The organism is Halopseudomonas laoshanensis, assembly GCF_008365385.1.
Classification (GTDB): Bacteria; Pseudomonadota; Gammaproteobacteria; order Pseudomonadales; family Pseudomonadaceae; genus Halopseudomonas; species Halopseudomonas laoshanensis.
On the sequence record NZ_QOVF01000001.1, the window covers coordinates 619,093 to 638,842 of the forward strand.

At 53.4% G+C, this 19,750-nt stretch carries 21 protein-coding genes and 1 pseudogene; 12 read left to right on the forward strand and 10 right to left on the reverse strand.

What is annotated here, in order from left to right; all coding sequences use genetic code 11:
• Positions 1-33: 33 nt before the first annotated feature.
• Positions 34-660, reverse strand: coding sequence for an isochorismate family cysteine hydrolase YcaC (gene ycaC, locus DT594_RS02885; RefSeq protein WP_149331286.1), 627 nt, complete (start codon positions 658-660; stop codon positions 34-36).
• 142 nt (positions 661-802) lie between these two features.
• Between ycaC and DT594_RS02890 the strand changes: the two genes are divergently transcribed.
• The 6 genes and pseudogenes from DT594_RS02890 (at position 803) to DT594_RS02915 (ending at position 6,291) form a co-directional block, all read left to right on the forward strand.
• A complete protein-coding gene (locus DT594_RS02890; protein ID WP_149331287.1) occupies positions 803-1,708 on the forward strand; it encodes a LysR family transcriptional regulator in 906 nt (301 codons plus the stop codon).
• 201 nt (positions 1,709-1,909) lie between these two features.
• Positions 1,910-3,010 (forward strand): oxidoreductase, encoded by a 1,101-nt coding sequence (locus DT594_RS02895; protein WP_149331288.1) that lies wholly within the window; start codon positions 1,910-1,912, stop codon positions 3,008-3,010.
• 55 nt (positions 3,011-3,065) lie between these two features.
• Positions 3,066-3,155, forward strand: a pseudogene (locus DT594_RS19040) (hypothetical protein); the annotation flags it as partial.
• 165 nt (positions 3,156-3,320) lie between these two features.
• Positions 3,321-4,181, forward strand: coding sequence for a restriction endonuclease (locus DT594_RS02905; RefSeq protein WP_149331290.1), 861 nt, complete (start codon positions 3,321-3,323; stop codon positions 4,179-4,181).
• On the forward strand, positions 4,174-4,824 hold the full coding sequence (locus DT594_RS02910) for a hypothetical protein (RefSeq protein ID WP_149331291.1): 651 nt from the start codon (positions 4,174-4,176) through the stop codon (positions 4,822-4,824). Before DT594_RS02905 ends, DT594_RS02910 begins: the two co-directional genes overlap by 8 nt.
• Before the next feature lie 75 nt (positions 4,825-4,899).
• Entirely contained in the window at positions 4,900-6,291 is a 1,392-nt protein-coding gene (locus DT594_RS02915; RefSeq protein WP_218574464.1) for a hypothetical protein, read from the forward strand.
• Positions 6,292-6,850: 559 nt separating this feature from the next.
• Here DT594_RS02915 and DT594_RS02920 read toward each other — a convergent pair.
• The 4 genes from DT594_RS02920 to DT594_RS02940 all read right to left on the reverse strand — a co-directional run bounded on the left by DT594_RS02920 (position 6,851) and on the right by DT594_RS02940 (position 10,147).
• Positions 6,851-7,378 carry a hypothetical protein gene (locus DT594_RS02920; RefSeq protein ID WP_149331292.1) on the reverse strand — a complete coding sequence of 176 codons (528 nt, stop codon included), beginning with the start codon at positions 7,376-7,378 and terminating at the stop codon, positions 6,851-6,853.
• Positions 7,379-7,714, reverse strand: a complete 336-nt coding sequence (locus tag DT594_RS02925; protein WP_149331293.1) for an STAS-like domain-containing protein — start codon at positions 7,712-7,714, stop codon at positions 7,379-7,381.
• Positions 7,711-8,829, reverse strand: coding sequence for a hypothetical protein (locus DT594_RS02930; RefSeq protein ID WP_149331294.1), 1,119 nt, complete (start codon positions 8,827-8,829; stop codon positions 7,711-7,713). Before DT594_RS02930 ends, DT594_RS02925 begins: the two co-directional genes overlap by 4 nt.
• Before the next feature lie 925 nt (positions 8,830-9,754).
• The gene (locus tag DT594_RS02940) at positions 9,755-10,147 is read right to left on the reverse strand and encodes a winged helix-turn-helix transcriptional regulator (protein WP_149331295.1); all 393 of its coding nucleotides are present in this window, start codon (positions 10,145-10,147) and stop codon (positions 9,755-9,757) included.
• Between the two features lie 97 nt (positions 10,148-10,244).
• On the opposite strand from DT594_RS02940, the gene DT594_RS02945 reads away from it, so the two are divergent.
• The 3 genes from DT594_RS02945 to DT594_RS02955 all read left to right on the forward strand — a co-directional run bounded on the left by DT594_RS02945 (position 10,245) and on the right by DT594_RS02955 (position 12,685).
• Positions 10,245-11,264, forward strand: a complete 1,020-nt coding sequence (locus DT594_RS02945) for a zinc-dependent alcohol dehydrogenase family protein (protein ID WP_246164537.1) — start codon at positions 10,245-10,247, stop codon at positions 11,262-11,264.
• Between the two features lie 4 nt (positions 11,265-11,268).
• Positions 11,269-12,003 carry an NADPH-dependent F420 reductase gene (locus tag DT594_RS02950; protein ID WP_246164538.1) on the forward strand — a complete coding sequence of 245 codons (735 nt, stop codon included), beginning with the start codon at positions 11,269-11,271 and terminating at the stop codon, positions 12,001-12,003.
• A 223-nt stretch (positions 12,004-12,226) separates the two neighbouring features.
• Entirely contained in the window at positions 12,227-12,685 is a 459-nt protein-coding gene (locus tag DT594_RS02955; protein ID WP_149331297.1) for a GNAT family N-acetyltransferase, read from the forward strand.
• 53 nt (positions 12,686-12,738) lie between these two features.
• On the opposite strand, the gene DT594_RS02960 is transcribed toward DT594_RS02955, so the two are convergent.
• Entirely contained in the window at positions 12,739-13,617 is an 879-nt protein-coding gene (locus DT594_RS02960) for a LysR family transcriptional regulator (RefSeq protein ID WP_149331298.1), read from the reverse strand.
• A gap of 99 nt (positions 13,618-13,716) precedes the next feature.
• Between DT594_RS02960 and DT594_RS02965 the strand changes: the two genes are divergently transcribed.
• Entirely contained in the window at positions 13,717-14,886 is a 1,170-nt protein-coding gene (locus DT594_RS02965) for a mandelate racemase/muconate lactonizing enzyme family protein (RefSeq protein WP_149331299.1), read from the forward strand.
• Positions 14,887-14,913: 27 nt separating this feature from the next.
• Here DT594_RS02965 and DT594_RS02970 read toward each other — a convergent pair whose 3' ends face one another.
• Entirely contained in the window at positions 14,914-15,573 is a 660-nt protein-coding gene (locus tag DT594_RS02970; protein WP_149331300.1) for an NADPH-dependent F420 reductase, read from the reverse strand.
• 81 nt (positions 15,574-15,654) lie between these two features.
• Positions 15,655-16,416 carry an SDR family NAD(P)-dependent oxidoreductase gene (locus DT594_RS02975; protein WP_149331301.1) on the reverse strand — a complete coding sequence of 254 codons (762 nt, stop codon included), beginning with the start codon at positions 16,414-16,416 and terminating at the stop codon, positions 15,655-15,657.
• Between the two features lie 126 nt (positions 16,417-16,542).
• Between DT594_RS02975 and DT594_RS02980 the strand changes: the two genes are divergently transcribed.
• On the forward strand, positions 16,543-17,121 hold the full coding sequence (locus tag DT594_RS02980; RefSeq protein ID WP_149331302.1) for a TetR/AcrR family transcriptional regulator: 579 nt from the start codon (positions 16,543-16,545) through the stop codon (positions 17,119-17,121).
• 87 nt (positions 17,122-17,208) lie between these two features.
• Positions 17,209-18,390 carry a GGDEF domain-containing protein gene (locus tag DT594_RS02985; RefSeq protein WP_149331303.1) on the forward strand — a complete coding sequence of 394 codons (1,182 nt, stop codon included), beginning with the start codon at positions 17,209-17,211 and terminating at the stop codon, positions 18,388-18,390.
• Between the two features lie 133 nt (positions 18,391-18,523).
• On the opposite strand, the gene DT594_RS02990 is transcribed toward DT594_RS02985, so the two are convergent.
• The gene (locus DT594_RS02990) at positions 18,524-18,814 is read right to left on the reverse strand and encodes a hypothetical protein (protein ID WP_149331304.1); all 291 of its coding nucleotides are present in this window, start codon (positions 18,812-18,814) and stop codon (positions 18,524-18,526) included.
• Complete coding sequence (locus tag DT594_RS02995) at positions 18,811-19,629, reverse strand: NAD(P)H-dependent oxidoreductase (RefSeq protein WP_149331305.1); 819 nt, start codon at positions 19,627-19,629, stop codon at positions 18,811-18,813. Before DT594_RS02995 ends, DT594_RS02990 begins: the two co-directional genes overlap by 4 nt.
• Positions 19,630-19,750: the final 121 nt, after the last annotated feature.

Here is a 19,750-nt window from a genome sequence, read left to right on the forward strand (position 1 = left end):
CATATCGATCGCGTCGATATGGCTGCAGAACTGTTAGCGCTTGCTGGTCAGCGTGTTGTAGCTGTTGATCAAGTTGCGATAGTCAGGAATGTGATTCGAGAACAGGGTTCCCAGACCTTCAACATCATTGCGCCAATCGCGGTGCAGCTCACACGCTAACCCGAACCAGGTCATCATCTGGGCTCCGGCAGCGGACATGCGATCCCACGCGGCATCGCGCGTCAAGGGATTAAAGGTACCGGATGCGTCTGCTACCACGAAAACCTCATAGTCTTCTGCCAGAGCTGACAGCACCGGGAAAGCGACGCAAACCTCAGTGACTACGCCCGCCACGATCAGTTGCTTTTTGCCAGTCGCTTTAATCGCCTTGACGAAGTCTTCGTTGTCCCAGGCATTGATCTGGCCCGGGCGGGCAATATAGGGCGCGTCCGGGAAAATCTCCTTCAGCTCAGGCACCAGCGGGCCATTCGGGCCGTCTTCAAAGCTGGTGGTGAGTATGGTCGGCAGCTTGAAATACTTTGCCAGGTCCGCCAACGCGAGCACGTTATTCTTGAAGGTGTCAGGCTGAATGTCCCGTACCAGCGACAGCAAGCCGGTCTGGTGATCCACCAGCAAAACAGCAGCATCATCCTTGTTCAGACGTACATAGGGTTTGCTCATGTCACTACTCCTCTCGGTTGTGCCAGCTTGCTGGCTAAAAATTAAACTATAGCTTTATGATAAAAGTAGAACGTGGGGGCTAGAAGTGAGTGATTGGAGGACTCAGCGTTCTAGCCATAGAACGCTGAAAGCGGGGGGCGTCATGCAGGATTGGAATGACTTGTATTACTTTGTGCAGGTTGTCGAGCACGGTGGCTTTGCCCCGGCAGGGCGAGCACTAGGCGTGCCAAAGTCGAAGCTGAGCCGTCGGGTTGCCCAACTAGAAGAACGCTTGAATACCCGATTGATTCACCGCTCTACGCGTAACCTGATGGTTACGGACGTGGGTCAACGGTACTACGAACACTGCAGAGCCATGGTGATAGAGGCGCAGGCCGCACAGGAAGTGATTGAGACAGTGCAGGGCGCCCCCAGAGGGGCTGTGCGCATGACTTGCCCGGTGGGTTTGCTGAACTTTCATGTTGGCGAAATGCTGGCTCGGTTTATGGCGATTTACACCGAGGTATCCGTGCAGCTGGAGGCAACCAATCGGCGAGTGGATCTGATTGCCGAAGGCGTCGATCTGGCGCTGCGAGTGCGGCCCCTGCCGTTGGAAGACACTGACCTGGTCAGCAAAACGTTGTCTGACCGGGGGCAGTGCCTGGTTGCCAGTCCTGACCTGGTTGAACGTTATGGCATGCCTGCCTCGCCGCTGGAACTAGCAGACTGGCCTAGCCTGAATCGTGGTACACGAGAAGAGCTGGCGATATGGACGCTGGAGAGCGAGACCGGGGAGCGTATTCAGGTACGGCATCAGCCCCGGTATTTCACTACAGACATGCTGGCACTCAAATCGGCCGCGCTGGCCGGCGTAGGCGTCGTCCAGCTGCCAGTGCTGATGCTGACCGATGAACTGGCCAGGGGCACATTGGTATCTGTGCTACCTAATTGGCGCCCGCCAAGGGAAGTCATTCACATCGTATTCCCGTCACGGCGCGGCATGTTGCCTTCGGTCAGGGCGCTCATTGACTTTATATCGGCAGAGTACGCGGCGATCGAAGAGGACTAGACGATGAGGGCTCGTATACAGATTAGGACGACTGTTTAAACCTGTTTCACATAGCTCAACAGAGCCTGTTAAACCGCTTAGCCGCGAGAGTTCGATACGCTTAACTGATCGGCCTCATCGAAAGAATGCATTTTCGTCCTCTACGCTTGGCAACCATACTCGCGGCCTGTAAATCATTCAGTAACGCAAAAGGCCAAGTTTATGAGCGATGTAATGCACAGTGTTCAATTTGCCAACCAGAAGTTGGCGAACCGGTTTGCACTGGCACCCATGACACGCACCAGCGCCGAGGCGGACGGTACCCCTAATCAAGCCATGGCTGATCACTACGAGGCCTACGCCAAAGGCGGCTTTGGCCTGGTGATCACCGAGGGCACCTACACCGATAACGGCGCAAGCCAGGGCTACGGCAACCAGCCAGGCATCATCAACGACGCCCATGTAGCCGGCTGGAAAACCATTGTCGAGCGCGTGCACGCAGCTGGCAGCAGCATATTCGTTCAGTTGATGCATGCGGGTTCTCAATTCCAGGCGAACCACTATACCGACCAACCCATTGCGCCCAGTGCGGTTAAGCCAAAAGGTTCGCCCTTGGGCATATATGGCGATCAAACCGAGTGGAAGACGCCAAAGAGCATGACCCTTGAGGACATCCAGTTCGCAATCGCGGGGTTCGTTCAGGCGTCGCAAAATGCCCAGGCGGCCGGTTTTGACGGCATCGAACTGCATGGCGCCAACGGCTACCTGTTGAACCAGTTCCTGAGCACCTATTTCAACCAGCGTGAAGACAGCTACGGCGGCAGCCTGGAAAACCGCCTGCGTATTATGGTTGAAACCATCAAAGCCATCCGCGCAGTGGTCGGCAAGGACTTCACCCTCGGTATTCGCCTGTCTCAGGTAGCAGTGACCGATCCTGACTATCAATTACCTGAGGGCGAAGCCGGATTCCGCCAGATCGTCGAGGCGGTGCGCGATGCAGGTGCTGATTTCGTGCATACCACCGACGGCGATGTGCGCCGCGCAGCCTTCATCGAAGGGGACAAGTCCCTTGCCGATGTGGCTGCTGAAGTCCAAGGTGTGGCGCTGATCATCAATGGCGATATTGACGAAACCAACCACCCCGATTTTGCTGCTGACTACCCACAAGCGTTGCTGGCCATCGGCAAGAAGGCGCTGGCCAATCCCGACTTCGTGCAGCGTTTGAAAGACGGCAAAGAGATTATGGACATGGACTTCGCCATGCTGCAGCCAAAGGCGACTATTGCTAACGAACAGGCATGGCGGCGCAAGCAGTCGGCCTAAGCTAGCATTTAGTACGGCCGCGTTCGGCACGGCACCTCGCTATTGTAGGTGCCGGCAAAACATCAACGAAGCGGACGAGCGCATGCGCAAGAGCGATGTGAAATATCGTTTCGTGATCGACATGGCGACGTTGAAGGCCGCCTAACAGGCTCGCAGTACGGGCGCGGCCCTGCTTCCGCGCCCGTACGCTAGCGCTCGTACGGTCTTGCGGGCTTGCCCGCGCCGTCTACCCACAACGTAGTTGTGGTGTTTGCAGACGGGAAGGTTTACCTTTATGGGAAGGCATTATGCCACTCTCAGGAGCCCATGGATGGCGCGCAAACGTACTTCAACCTTTGAAGACCTGGTAACCCTCCTTTCACGACTGCCCTGGTGGGCAAGTCTGCTGATTGGCGTTGTCAGTTGGCTGATCCTGCGGCCCGTTGCTACCAGTCCTATGGCTGCTCCCGCAGGCGCCACGCTCGATGACCTCTCCGGAATAATGCTCAGCCAGGCCTGGCGCGTCTTCGCGATGTTCGGCCAATACCTGATCCCGATTATCTGTCTCTTTGGCGCCATAGGCTCCATCGTTGGCCGCCAGAGCCGCAAGAAACTACTTAACAACGTCAAATCAGCTACCCAGCCCGGCAAAGCCATAGATGGCCTCGGCTGGCGGGAGTTCGAGCACCTGATTGGTGAGGCTTTTCGAAGAAAGGGCTACAGCATCACTGAAACCGGAGGCAACGGCGCAGACGGCGGAATAGATCTCATCCTGCGCAAGAGCGGGGAAAAGTATCTGGTGCAGTGCAAACATTGGCGCTCGATGAAGGTAGGCGTACCGGTAGTGCGGGAGTTCTTTGGTGCGATGGCGGTTGAGGGTGCTGCCGGTGGTTTCGTTGTTACCTCTGGGCAGTTCACTGCAGAGGCTAAGAGCTTTGCGGAGGGGCGCAATATTCAGTTGGTGGATGGTGGCAATCTCAAACGTCTATTGGCGAACCGCAACCCGACAAGCTCTGTTACTGAGCTCGATAGGACTTCGAAGCCAGCACCGCAGCCAGTAGAGGCAGAGCCTGCTTGCCCCTTGTGCAAGAGCGCAATGATCAAACGGACTGCGAGGAAAGGTGCCAATGCTGGAAATGTATTTTGGGGGTGTGGGACTTATCCAAAATGCCGTGGGGTGGTGAATGTCTGATCGCAAAAAAAAGCTGGAAGAGCTGTTGCTGCGCGCCGATTGGGATGATGCGCCCCTTCGGGCGCGGCAGAAGCGGGGCAGTCACAAAGGAATGTGGCTATCTTTTTTGGCGGTATGTATCGCATTTGTCGCCGTTGCCAACTATCTCGACTCGAAGCAATTGAGTCGCCAGAACATTCACACCTTAGCAAGCGAATCTCGGGTCGTTACCCGTGTCACGGCAACAGCGCAGGATGAAGCCAAACCAGCTGCGATTTCTCAGGCGAGCAAGCAGAAAGTGGATAGCTATGACGAGCAGGTCAAGCGCCTCCTGGCTGAACCTACGGAAGGGCCATCTACCACCCAACCCAAACAAACCGTGTTCAACGACGTTAACTACATTCCGGTGAAGCAGGTGAATACAGTCAGCATGGGAGTGGCACGTCCGCCCGCCGCATCGCAGTTAAGCCCAGTCTCGCGGCACGGATATGTCACGGTGGTTCAGGAAACGAAGCCGAGTTGCTGGCCGTACAAGCCTGGCAGTATCAGTTGTCGCAATTTCAAGAAAGCCATGAAGAGTGGGCATAACCAGCTCTGCTACAACAGCGCGCATAGCTACACAGAAGCGTGCCGCCGCGCTGCGCTCTACAACCCTGTGCAATGAATGCCGAAGGGGAAATGAAGCCAACTGGAAATTTCGCAGCGCGATTCTTAATAAACCAAAGAAATGACTTTTGGAATGCAGGTTAAAAAAGGATATACGCACATGGAACGGCCCGAATACGTAATTCAAGCTGAAGTAGCCCGCCTGATACCCGTGGTAGCCGATACCAACCGAGAGCAACGCGCGGCTTCGATTTTGCTTGCAGCGCTGCGTGGTGTTTATGAATTCCGGCAGATGATGTTTGCTTCAATCGGGCATCGAGTTGCCGCTCGTGCCCGGATGGGAGCCTGGACTGAGGTAGCGCTGGAATGTGATTTGGACATACCCAAAAAGGATCGCCCTGACGGCCTGGTACAGATCGTGACCGGCAACAAACAATGGTCCGCATTGATTGAGGCGAAGATCGGCAACAACGAAGTAGGCGAAGAGCAGCTAAAACGTTATCTGTTGCAAGCCAAGAAGAACAAAATCGATGCCGTCATTACCATCACTAACCAATTTGTAGCCTTGCCAACCCATCACCCCGTGAAGCTTCCCAAAACGTTGCTGAAAGGCATTGAGCTCTATCATTGGTCTTGGATGTACGCCGTTACGCAGGCGACTTTGCTTCTGGATTCAGGCGACATTACTTCACCCGACCAAAGATTCATTCTTGAAGAAGTGCTCCGTTATTTCAGCCACGACTCCAGCGGCGTAACGCGGTTCGACAGTATGAATCGTGAGTGGAAGGACGTAGTTGCCAAGGTGAAAAGCGGAGCCGTGCTGGGGAAGAGCACTGAAGAGGTAGAAAACACGGTCTCGAGCTGGCATCAGGAACAGCGTGACTTGAGCCTTGTCATGAGTCGCAAGCTCGGCCGGCAGGTGAAACAGAAAATCAGCAAGACCCACCGCAATGAACCTGTCCTGCGCCTCAAGGAAGACTGTGAGTTACTTGCTAAAGAGCACAAGCTTATCTGTTGCTTGACGATACCTGATGCTGCTGCCGACCTGGATATCACCGCCGACCTGACCAAACGCACCATCACCTGCTCAATGCGCTTGAGCGCCCCACAGGACAAAGTGCGCAGTTCGGCACGTGTGAATTGGCTGATCAAGCAAGTTAGCAAAGCCAATGCGGAAGGATTTTACGTCAAAGCAATCCGCCCTGGCCGAGCAGAGGAAACCCAAACGCCGCTGGCGAAGCTACTAGCTGACGGCAACGCCCTGGAGACGCTTTCCACCAACGTGGTGCCCAGCGCTTTTGAAGTCTTTTACATGGCCGATCTGGGGGCGCGCTTCTCCGGGGCGAGAATCTTTATCGAAGAGCTGGAAAAGGCGGTGCCGCATTTTTATCAGGAGGTTGGGCAGAGCCTTAGGGCTTGGGTGGCGCCGCCTCCGAAATTGCAGAAGCGTGATCCGGTTGAAGTGATGGGGATAGAAGATAGTGAGGAGGCTGAGGAGGCTGCCGCAGAGTCAGTTGGTGGTTGAGTGCAGGGAAAATGTTCGTGACAGGTTACAAGCATGGGAAAGATCAATCTGTCCCCCTTTTCCTCCAGAACCGGGCTAGATGAAAATTATCCGGGGCGCGCAATCAGCTAGAGAAGGTAGGCCAAGTCGACCAAAAATGTCAGCATTATGCGCGTGGCCAGCAAACGTTGGCAGAGCCTATGCGCGCGGCCCCTGCAACACAAAAACCGTTGCTGTGAATCCTCACAACGCAGTTGTGACGCTTATAGGCTGGAGCGGTTATTTCAGGACAGACCATCATGTCTCTCTCAGGAGCCCATGGTTGGCGCGGAAACATACTCTGCGTTCGAAGACTTGATCCCCATCTCTAGCCTTGGCGGGCGAGTTTGCTAATTGATGATATCGGTTGATTCATTAGGTTGCTGTTTGGTCGCGACTTTGATGCGTACCATAGGCAAGACCTGCCTCAAGCCATTTCGTTTTCCTAGAAAAATCGACATCAGTGCGAACACAAGGATAGGTATCAGGGACGTTAAGGAAAGTTCGAAATATCCTATACTCATAACGTGAGTGCGGATGCTTATATATAGTTTATAAGAAAGATAAAAAGCAATATTGCTAGAAGCCCAGCAGCAACACCATATAGCTCTGGAAAGACTTTGTTGGCCGTCTTTATTAGACCTTTGTCAATGAAATAATACTGGTGAAAAGTGGTGTGAATTTTTTCGCAAACGTTGAGAGTATTTAATAATGATCTATTACTGATTTCGTCCTGTTTATTCTTCGACATAAGATCAAAGTCAAGATCGCGTAACGGTAGTAGGATTGTAGAAGATATTATTTCTGATTTCACATGATAATTTATCTGGGTAATTCGAATTTCAATGTCTGAGAGTTTTGCCGAGTACAGCGTTTCAATTTTACTGGCATTACTACTTTTTGTTGCGACGGTTTTCTCAAGCCAGTCATTTAGCTTTTCGAGCTTGTCTATTATCGAATCTTTCTGTTTAAGTGCTTCGCTTCTATGTAAAGCTATATGGTCTTTAGAGATAACAAAGATCCAACCAAGAACTAATGTTATGAAAGCTACCCAAGGACTTATAGTCATCTAGACTTCCATGTCACGTGCGGCGGCAGAAATTCGATCGGCGATTATCTCTTCTATTGATTTTACTAAAGAGTGTGAATACGTAAGTCTTTCTTCTAGATCCTTTGCAGTAAAACCCTCTTCACGAATCAGGCCGCCAAAAGCTTCATCTAAAAAAGACCGACCATATCGATTGTAGCCATCCAGAACTACATGGACACTGCCATGTTTTAATAGCGCAGGAACTAAAATCCGGCGCCTAAAAGCTTCTCCGCTAGTATCCCCGTCGACATCGATCGTTCGACCGTAAGGAGCTGAATTAAATTCTTTAACAATTATAAGATCATAAGGAGTCATTTTATTTCAATGTTCCACTGAAAAAGTGTGCCTTCAAGTTTTTTTGGAAGATGAAAAAGTTCGAAATGTTTGGTGTCGTAAAATTTATAGAGCCCATTATTGCTAAAGATCCATAGTTTTCCACCTTCTGTCTCCGAAACTAAGGCTCTGATGCTCTTACTGCCTTGACCATGCTTTTTCTCTTTGGTTCCAGTCACGTCGGCCTGGAGAGATAGGTGTATTAGCTGGGAATCCTTCAGATCCTTACGGATTGTAGGCAAAAGCCCAGAACTTATCAACTCTGGCTTTTTTTCAATTAATTCCTGATAAACTTCTGGATAACTGGTTTTCAATGCGTCCACTACCCACGTACGTCGTAATACGGTTTTAGGAATTCCAACTCCGTTGTCGTATATGGCCAAATATAGTTGCTTTCCTTGTACTTGACACAGCAGCCACCAACGGCGCTCTTGATTGGTGTTGTTGCTGTCTGGATAGGCATGGCGGTTAACATTGTTTATTGTTTCTGATACGGCGTCGCCAAAAACATGTTCGGTTTCCGGGTTCAGCTTTCCGTCATATATTTTGTCTCTTATATAGTCAAGTATGTCTTCCATGTAGTCTTTTTTTGTACTTGATACTATGGGGAGGTGTTTGTAGGATTTAGGTGTGTATTTTGATATGCGAGACTTTATTACTTTGGGGAAATTTAGCCGGCACAAAGTTGAACGAACGGTGTCAGATGAGCTTGGTAATCTTATGATTGATTGTCTCGTGTTGTTATAGCGACTTTTTTCTGAGGCAATTTCTAACGCGGCGTAAGTGGCTATCAAAGCAGCCCCCGTTACTTGCTTTGTTTCTGAGAAATCTATAGAGCACGGTTGGAAGGGGATATATTTCTTTATATCCTGAATGAAGCGCAAAGTTCTTGTGAGTGCGTCGGCGGATTGTTCGTCGCCACCATAGATACAAAGCTTCTCTGGCGCCGGTATGGACTTATATCCCAAAAAACTTTTTTCTTGATTCGGTTTTTTATCGAGAAAGTATTTTTTATTTTTTCTTTTCAGCGCCGTTAGATGCCGTCTTGTTGAAGCTTTAATGAGAGTTAGTTTTTGTTCTGTTTTTAATAGCTTCATTTTTAAAAACCCTAAAGCGGGTTTGATTCCTTTTTTGGTCTCGTCCTGGTTTTAGAACTATAATCAATCCAGGCTCAACGCACCACTAATTTGATGCCAATCACCCCGCACAGCCTCAGAAATTCTCACCTCGCTCACCGTAGACAATTATTACTCGACTTCTGTCCATGAGGTGCTGCTTCGACTCTATTTTAGAGCGGCAGTACGTGAATCACGATCTGCTTCTAGAATCTTGATGCGCCGACAAAAATCGAGGCTGCATTGTTGGCCGGGTGAAAAATTAACATAGCGAGACTCTGTGAAAAAAATGGACGTTGGATTTATTTGTCACATCCCATATCCCAAACTCGAATCTGAGCGAACTGTTAAGCTGCGATCCCGTTACCCTTTTCATGTTCTGCTTTGAATTTGTGTTGATCCCTGCGCCTCTGAACTCGTGTTGTAACGTTCAAGCTCGCCAAACGTCCGCGAATCCAAATAAAACAGCCACTCAGCCACCATAGTAGGCCGCCCATCCTCCAGCTCAGCTTCACCTCCTGCTTAAATATGCAGGCTCCGCTTGGCTGTACACCAGTTAACGCGCGCCCACACGCACCCGAAATTTCGCCCCCACTGACATCTGCCCAACAAAGCGCAACCGATCAAAACCGTAATTTAGCGCAAAATTCTTGTCGATGACTGGTCGGGCTTATGGCTTTGGCGTGCAGCTTGATAGGTGCGACACCTGCCGAAATCCCTGAACGATGGTGCCGCCGTAGCTTGGTTTCTGAGTGGCGCGTGCTGAGACCATTCGCCTTCATTGTTGCCGGTTAGCGCGGCGTATTCGCCCACCATGGCCTGGGTAATCACAAATCGCCTCGCAGTGTGCTGATCTTCACCTCGCACGATCTTCTTTGTCGTTACACCAGGCTTGGCTTGACCCCAATTACCCTTGTACCTCTGGCGGCTTCGCTATCTGGTTTAACACCCCGCGGCGCTTGAGTGCCCAATCAATAAGCTCCGCCATTGATGGCCCCAGAGCTATGCCCATTTCGGTGAGGGTGTACTCCACCTTGGGCGGCACCTGGGGATAAACCTCCCGGCTAACGATTCCATCCGCTTCGAGCTGTTTCAGCTGCTGAATAAGCATTTTCTGGTTTACGCCCTCTACCCGGCGCTCCAATTCAGAAAAGCGCAAGGGCCCCTTTGCTGCAAAGAGCTGGCAAATGATGACGATTTTCCACTTCCCTTCAATGACTTGCAGCGCTTCCCTGGTGGCTGCAGCCCACACCAGTTGCTGCTTTGGATCCTCGCAATACCATTCACGCGGCTCTGCCATACTTACCTCTAGGTGGGTTACCCACAATATTGTGGGTTCTTGTTAAAACCTCAGTTGCCCTTTATTTTCTCAGAACATTCTCATAGAGGCTACGCCTATGAAAGCTGTTCGATGGACGACAGGGCCCAAGCCCGACCTGGAATGCCATGACGAGCCCGTGCCCACACCTGGTCCACATGACGTATTGATTCGGGTGCACGCGGCTTCGCTGAATTTTCGCGATCAGGCCATTCTGGATGGCAGGTATGGCGCGCGGCTCCAGCAGAACGGGGTCCCGTTGTCAGATGGAGCAGGGGAGGTGATTGCCGTAGGCAGCGCAGTGCGCAGGGTGAAAATAGGTGACCGGGTTACGGCATCATGCCATCCAACTTGGGTCGGTGGCGTGGCAATGCCTGAGTATCAGGAAAACAGCCTGGGCATAACCAGTGATGGTTGGCTTGCGCAATACATCCTCCTGAACGAAGTTGCTTTGGTTCATATTCCTTCCTACATGTCTTATATCGAGGCCGCCTCCTTGCCGTGTGCCGCTGTAACCGCCTGGACTGGGCTTAACCTGACGGCGCCTCTACAGCCTGGTCAGACAGTACTTGTTCAAGGTACAGGTGGTGTCGCGCTGTTTTCACTCCAGATTGCGCGCATGTTCGGCGCGCGCGTTTTCGCTATTACATCCTCTGATGAAAAGGCTGAAAAATTGAAAGGCTGGGGCGCTGAGGCGGTTGTCAATTACCGCACCTTTCCTGACTGGGAAAAGCACATCCTTGATCTCACCGGAGGCAAAGGTGTCGATAAAGTGATGGATATCGCTGGCGAAAAAACGATCGTCAAATCGGCCGCTGCCACCCGAAATGGCGGGTCCATTTCAGTCGTTGGCTTCACTAGTGGATTTGGTGGTGGGTTACCTCCAATGGACATCCTCTCGCGCACCCTTACCGTGGCGGGTACTGCCATTGGGCCCCGCTCAGATTTTGACGCATTGATGGCCGCCATGGCACAGCATGAGGTCAAGCCTGTCATCGATCAGGTGTTTCCGTTCTCCTCATACCGTGACGCCTACCGTCGACTTGAGAGCGGCGAGCACGTTGGCAAAATCGTCATCAATCAGTTCTCAGAGGAGTAACAGCATGAAGATTGGAATCATAGGCGCCGGCAACATCGGGGTCACCATCGCCCGCAAACTTTCCGCATGCGGCCATCTCGTCAAGCTCGCCAATTCCAAGGGGCCGGAGACCATCCACGAGCTAGCGAAGGACATCGGCGTGACTGCGGTGACCAAGGAACAAGCCGTTTGCGATGTGGATGTGGTTGTACTTTCAATTCCCTTTGCCAGCTACTCCGAGCTGGGCGAGCTTTTCAATGGCGTGGCTGATGACGTTATCGTTGTAGACACTTCCAACTATTACCCCGCACGAGACGGATCAATCGCAGAAGTGGATGAGGGGAAACCCGAAAGCATCTGGGTCAGTGAACGCATTGGGCGACCGGTGGTGAAGGCATGGAATGCTTTACTCGCTGAAACGCTTGCCCATAAGGGTAAGCCAGAGGGGCTGCCTTCACGTATCGCGATACCTGTCGCGGGTGACGATACTCGGGCGGAGGCTGTGGTTCAGGAGCTGGTGGATCAGACCGGTTTCTATGCTTTAGCATCAGGTGGGCTTGTTGACTCCTGGCGTCAGCAACCTGGTACTCCGGCCTACTGCACTGAACTAAGCCTGTCTGAATTGAAAGCAGCGCTTCTCGCCGCGGATAAGGATCGTGCGCCCCTTGATCGGGATGCGCTGATGAAAGAATTTTCGTCTGCTCAGGGCGAACTATCACATGATTATATCGTCGCCAGAAACCGCGCCGTTACCTCCTGACCGCCGCGCAGCTTCGAGCTGCGGTGTCAGGATCACTGAGGCGAGCGCTATTCCACCCCGGAAGATCAATGGGGTCAGAGTGATTGATCTTTCATGTGTTGATTTTCTCCGAGCAGAAAGCCAGAGCCGTTGCCGACAGCGATCCACATAGCTACAAAGAGGGCGAACAAAGCCGTCATTTGTTAAGATCTCGCCCCCCCGATAATGCTGCAAGGCGATGCGCATGCTCCAGTTAGTTTTATTACGTGATCACTTGGAATACAGCGATACGTTTGCGTCGTGGCTGCATCAACAGTTTGCGTACGAATACAGTGAGCAGCCGCTCGCTGATTGGCAGAGAGAGTTTAGCGAAGGGCAGGGCAATGGGGATTGGCAAACCCTGATTGCCTTGGAAAATGGCCAGCTATTAGGCGGGGCAGCTCTGGCAAAAGATGATTTGCCCGAGCGTCCGGAGCTGGGGCCCTGGCTTGCATGCGTGCTTGTCGCACCGCAGGCACGCCAGCGAGGCCTGGCCGAACGGCTGATTGCAGGCGTCTGCTCTCGCGCCAAAATCAAGGGCCATGAGCGACTGTATTTGCATACACATGATCGTGCTGACTATTACGCGAAGCGCGGATGGGAATATAAGGAGCCTTTCCATGCCTGGGGCAAGGAACACTGGTTGATGGAACGAACGCTCTAGTCCCGCAGGGTATTCTCATCGATCATCAGGTGTGACACCTGCAAAAATCCCTTTCAGCAATCTACCAGCGTCGCCCAGAACTCTTCCGCCGACCGGCTGATAGGCCCCGCTGGACGAGTGAGGTGAATTTCTAGGGGGATATCCCTGCTTTTATCGAGCGCTCGTACAAGACGCCCGTCGGCGACTTCCTGCTCAGTCAGGCTTCCTGGTAGCCAGGCAATACCTTTGTTTTCCAGCGCCATGGACATCAGCACCGCTGCGAGATGGCTGCTGAAAAGGGGTTTGAGATGTGGGTAAGCGTCCTTGCCGTGCAGTCGATGAGCAACGATGCGCCCCAGCCCCGACTCATGGGTATAAGCCAGATAAGGCATTGCCGCTGCGGAGGTGTCGAAGTTGGCGGAAGCACCCGCCAGAGGAACGAGCACGTCCTCGCCCACCTTCTTGCTGATGAACTGATCAGGGGGCAGTAAGGGCGGAACATCCGGGTGCCTGTGGCAGAGCAGAAACTGAACCTGGCCATGGATCAGCATTTGCTCACAGACGGCCATGCTATCCGAGTGCAGTTGCACAGCCTCAATGGGGGCACCTTTTTCGGCGCTACGCAGCCATTTTGGGAAAAATGTAAAAGACAGGGAGTGAGTCGCAGCAAAGTGCAGGGACCTGGCTGCCAATCCGGCCACCTCCTGAGCTTCGTTACGCATGCTGTACAAGCGCCTGGCAGCCTCTTGAGCGCTGGGCAGAATTTGCCTGCCAGCGTCGGTCAGGGTTGCGCCTTGAGGCGTGCGAACGAAGAGTTGCACCCCCATCCAGTTCTCCAGCGAGCGCACTCTGCGACTGAATGCGGGCTGCGTAACGTGCCGGGCTTCAGCCGCGCGAACAAAGCTGCCGTACTCGGCAAGCGCTGAAAGGTCTTCGAGCCACACAAGTTCCAAGGGCCATGCCTCCTGTGCATAGGGTCCGGCATTAATAGCATTGGGCGGGTGACAGCGCAAAGCCTAATCTTCGCGCCAACACCAACTGAGGAACCCGTCATGCGTATCGTCGACATCCGTGAAAAAACCGTTTCTATCGCCTCCCCAATTGCCAACGCCTACATCGATTTTTCCAAAATGACCTGCTCGGTAGTCGCAGTCATTACCGATGTGCTGCGTGATGGGAAGCCTGTCATCGGCTACGGCTTCAACTCAAACGGCCGCTACGGGCAAGGCGCGCTGATGCGTGATCGCTTCCTGGCGCGTGTTATGGAAGCTGATCCGGACACTCTCATTGATCATGACAACAACAGCCTGGACCCGTTTGCCATCTGGAAGACGCTGATGACCAACGAAAAGCCGGGTGGCCACGGCGAACGTTCAGTCGCAGTAGGTACCATCGACATGGCTGTATGGGATGCTGTGGCCAAGATTGAAGGTAAGCCGTTGTATCGCCTGCTGGCCGACCGTTATCGCGGTGGCGTGGCGGATGACAAGGTGTGGGTCTACGCAGCGGGCGGCTATTACTATCCTGGGAAGGACCAGACCAAGCTCAAGCTGGAAATGCAGAGCTACCTTGATCGGGGTTACGACGTGGTCAAGATGAAGATTGGTGCAGCGCCTCTGGATGAAGATATCCGTCGCATCGAAGCGGTACTTGAGGTGGTAGGCGATGGTCGCCGGCTGGCCGTGGATGCGAATGGTCGTTTCGATCTGGAGACCGGCATTGCCTACGCCGAGGCGATCAAGAAGTACAATCTTTTCTGGTACGAAGAGGTTGGCGATCCGTTGGACTACGCGCTGCAGGCCGAACTCGCGAATCACTATGAACTACCCATGGCGACGGGTGAAAACCTGTTCTCTCATCAGGATGCCCGTAACTTGTTGCGTCACGGTGGTATGCGACCTGATCGCGACTACCTGCAGTTCGACTGCGCACTGTCTTACGGGCTCGTGGAGTACATGCGCACGCTGAAAGTGATGGAAGAACTGGGCTGGTCATCGCGTCGCGTCGTGCCGCACGGCGGCCATCAAATGTCCCTGAACATTGCCGCGGGCCTGCACCTGGGTGGCAATGAATCCTATCCGGACGTATTCCAGCCTTTCGGCGGGTTCGCTGATGGGATTCGCGTAGAAAACAGCTACGTGGGTCTGCCGGATATTCCTGGTGTCGGCTTTGAAGCCAAGTCTGCCTTGTACGCTGTCATGCGTGAGTTGGGCGAAGGCTGAAAGCCGCGAACTGTGGTCTGGAAGACATCAACCGCCATTGGTGGTGAGTGCAGGGTCTGCCTTGGCAAGATTGGCTGTCAGTTCGGCCTGAGTCTGCCGCTCTTGCCGCCAGGCCGGTTGACCAGGCGCATTACGCCAGGACTCGCTCAATGGGCTGTGATCGACAGCGTCGAAACCAAACTGATCATATAGCTGCGCGACCCACTCCGCAGCCTCTGGGAAATCACTGGATAGCGCCAGGGCAAGACGATCCGGTGAACCCTTGGCGCGGTTCCACAGCGTGATGCGAGGAGCTTGAATATGCGTGAAAGCCTTTACCACCTTGGAGGCTGGAAGCTGCTCCTGACGCAGTTCGTGCGCGGTTTTCTCGCCTGAGTCGATCATCGGATAGTGGCCGTCTCGCCAGATCATATAGTTATTGGTGTCAATCACGACTTTGCCGGCTAACTCTTCGGCCGGCATGTTGTTTACCAGCTTCAGCGGCACAGCAATGACGATGAAGTCGCCTTGGGCAGCTGCATCGCGGGCGGTAGCGGCGCGCGCGGATGGCCCTAGTTCGTCGACCAGATCCTTGAGCGTTTCGGGGCCGCGCGAGTTGGAGATGACAACGTTGTAGCCGTTCGCGATGGCGGCGCGTGCAATCTGGCTGCCGACCTCGCCGGCGCCGATGATGCCTATGGTAGTCATATGCTCTATCCACATGTGAGGACAGCGGCGAATGAAGACCGCTGTCCTGCAGGTTTATCTAAAGGGCCAGAAGGGTGCGATTTAGATGCTTAGTCCGCCTGCTACATCGAGCACGCCACCAGTCATGTAACCGCCGTTAGGCCCCGCAAGGAAGCCGACAAGGGCTGATACCTCTTCCAGCGTAGCGATGCGGCGGATCGGATGCAGGTCCAGCAATGCGTCGGGGGCGCCGTCATCGCCTAGCACTTGCGCAGCCATGTCGGTGGGCATGACGCCGGGTTGGACGACGTTCACCGTGATACTGCGACTGCCCAGATCGCGCGCTACGCCCTTGGCATAGCCAATGAGGGCGGCCTTGGTACCCGCGTAGTCAGCCGCCCCTTGGAAGGGGACTTGTGTACCCAACAACGAGCCGATGAAAATGATCCGACCGCCGTTCGACAGAACGGGAGCAGCTGCGCGCGTTACGCTCACTGGCCCCATGACGTTGATCTGCCACTGCCGGTCAAGGTTCTCGACATCCAGGTTGGGATCGTCAACCGTTTGGCCCTGCACGGCAATAGCGGCGTTGTTGACGAGAATGTCGAGCTTGCCAAAGTAGGCGACCACTTCGTCAATCAGCGGCTTCGCAGCGGACGTATCAGCCTGATCATTTTTGATTGCCAGAGCACGAACGCCTTTGGCCTTTAGCTTCGCGACGACGGCCTCCGCTTTCTCGGCAGATGCCACATAAGTGATCGCAACGTCGGCACCCTGATCGGCAAGAGCTTGCGCCGTGACGGCGCCAAGGCCGCGAGAGCCACCAGTTACCAGTGCAACCTTACCCAACAATGACTTTTCCATTTGAAACCTCGTGATGTGAATGACGTCTATTTAATAACGTGCGTTACGGTAACGGACATTATAGTTTTGGATTTGGCGCGTCAAGTGTTTTAATATCGGTCGTTATGAAATTATGGAGGCAACGAAATGGGGCGTCATCGTGAGTTCGACGTAGATCAGGCGCTTGAAGCAGCGCTTGCTGTGTTCTGGCGCAAGGGCTATGAAGGCGCGTCTTACACCGACCTCACTCAGGCCACCGGTGTAGAGCGACCGGGGCTATATTCGGCATTCGGTAACAAAGAGGCCCTTTTTCGCCTGGCGCTGGAACGTTACAACGAGCACTACCTCGCGTTCTTTCCCGCTGCGCTGTTAAAACCGAGCTCTCGCGAGGTGGCTGAACACATACTGCGTGGGGTGGTGGAACTTAATACCCGTTATCCCGCTTACCCTGGATGTCTTGGCGTACAAGGAGTACTGGCCGGGTCAGACGACGCCGAGCCCATTCGGCAGGCGCTGATCCAGTTGCGCGCGGACGGAGAGACTTCGTTGCGCGAGCGCTTTGAGCAGGCAAAGGCAGAGGGAGATCTACCAGAGTCAGTCAACTGTGCTGCGCTAGCGGCATTTGTCATGGCGGTTACCCATGGCATAGCTGTGCAGGCCAAGGCTGGCTTCAGCCGCGAGACGCTGGAGGCGGTGGCCGATCAAGCCCTGTCAACCTGGCCATAGGATTACTCACTTCTCTGGATGCGAGTGCTATCCTTTCGTGCTGCTGGATGGGCGCACACCTAATTATTTTTTGCTGAGCAGGACACTATGCCTGACATTGACTTAGTCACACTCACGTCACTGACATTCGCTATAAACGCCATTGTCGCAGGTTACATGTTGTTATTAGCTCGGCTAAATATTGCCCAGCCCGCGTTTTACCATTGGGCTGCGTCATGCATCATTTTTATTTTTGCCAGCCTGCTTGCCGTGTCTCGGATGTATCAAGTTACCCCTGTTATCAGCGTCTGGCTTGCCCACAGCTTACTCGCCCTGCCACCCATTCTGATTGCAACCGGTTTGCTGCGCTTTTTTCGTGGCACCGAAACACCCTTGCCGATAAAAAAGCTGGGCATTATTTTTGCGGCTTACGCCACGCTGCTGTTTTTTACTTATAAATTGTCATACAGCGCGCCAATCCTGACGGCAACAGCGATAGCACTGGGATGCTGTTGGTGTATTGCGCTACTCAATTTAAATACAACGCAGCGCGTCGTATCCAAACTATTGCAGGGTGTTCTGCTGCTGCATGCCCTGGCCATGGTTGCAGAAATTACACTGTATATTGATAACTGGCAGTTGCCGCTAACGCGTCACTCTGAGTTGTACTTAGAGTTCATACTTATCAGCCACCTGCTGCTGACAACCATCGCCAGCATGATGTTGCCATTGCTGTTGTTTGTTCATCGTGAACAACATCTTATGTTGCAAGCAAACAGAGATGAACTGACACATCTACCTAACCGTCGGCATTTTTTACGTGAATCCTCCACCTTTATGGCAAGAGCTACTGACAGCTCGCCGGTAATAATCATGATGCTCGATCTGGATAATTTTAAATCCATCAACGACACCTTCGGCCATGCCGTGGGCGACGCAGCACTAAAACAGGTCGCCGACGCCCTTAATATAGAGTTGCGGGCAACCGATTTAATTGGTCGTATGGGCGGCGAAGAATTTGCTATCGTGATGACCGAAACCACTGAAGCAGCAGCACGGAAAGTTGCGGAACGCTTGCGTCAGAAAGTTGAACTTCAAGCCCGTGTTATTGAGGGAAATCAGATCAACTTGACCATCAGTATTGGTGCCATTTGCAGCTATAAAAACAATAGCTCAGATTTCCAGGCACTACTCAAACTGGCAGATGATGCTTTATTTGAAGCAAAACGTCGTGGCCGCAACCAAATTATCTTTGACTACAGCACAAATGATGCGCAGGTGGTCGGCTGAGTCTAGCGAGTAGAGCAAGGCGTCTCGATGGCGAAATCACCGGTGGCGGGCATGTCGCAGAGCAAATCTTGCCGCTGCAGAATGCCGCGCCGTTGTACCAGGCAATTGAGCACTGATCCAAGCAGATGGTCGATCAGGCAGACACGAGTCTCTCGTAGTCAGAGAAGGGCTTGAGCGCACAATACTGCACGTGTAGCAGATTCTCTTTGACGTAAGGCAGCGCCTCGATATATTCACGAGCCTCTTCGAAGGTATCGGACTCTAATTCAAACGCAGCACCTGGACTATCGGCTAGTCCATGGACCGCGCGAACAATACCGTCGGCGAAGCCTTTCCACACGTGCGAAACCTCTGGCTTTGCTAACCGCGTGAACTCCTCTGCGGCTCCATCAGCACGGCGCGTCAGAATTACCAAGGTTTTCATGACAGCACCTCCGTTTCCAGCGGCTGCGCCTGCGTTTCCTCGCTGTAAGCAATGTGCGCCATGATACCGGTCTGGCCGGTGGCCACGTGTGGCTTGAGCTCGTTGGTGCGAGTGTAATCACCTCCGTTTTGGGGCCGGAAAGGAATGGGCGCGTCCTCGAACAAACCTTCCAGACGGCTGCGCCAAACCTCCTTGGCCGCGTCAGCACCGGCGGCAGTCAAGTGCCCAGTGCCATATACGGCGAACGTAGGCAGCACATCGAAGCCAGGGAAGTAGAGTGAGCCATGGGTGATCGGAAACAGCAGTTGCTCTAGTGGCCCGTCGATTCCGCGCGGGGCGTAGTCTTCGGCGGGCCCGCCAACGGATACTGACAGCATGGCCCGTTTTCCTTTAAACGCTCCGTCGCCATAACGGTAGGCGTTGCCTGCACCCTTGTAGCCATGCGCGAGTCCGGCTGCCCAAACGCGATCAATCCACCCCTTCATGATGGCCGGCATGCCAAACCACCAAAGCGGGAACTGAAAGATGACGGCATCTGCCGCAATGACCTTGGCTTGTTCTGCCGCTACGTCGGCGGTCTGGCGGCCATGAAGATAGGCGTGAGCAGACTCGGCACCGAACGATAGCCGCTGAGTGTTCGCTCGCTCGGGAAAGTCGTGCTCATCAAACGTTGCTTTCCAGCCCATGGCGTACAGATCTGACTGCAACACCTCGTGCCCTTGTGCAGTCAAGGATTCAACAGATACTTCCACCAGTTGCCGCGTTAGCGACGAGGGCTCGGGTTGAGCATGGATGATTAATACTTTTTTCGACATAAATGAAGACTCCGCTGTGATTTCGGCGAAGTATCGCGGCGCTGGGACAATCTGTGAAATCGCAAAATTTTTCTGCTAGCATCAGTTTGATGGATACCAGACGCCTTGATCTCAATCTGCT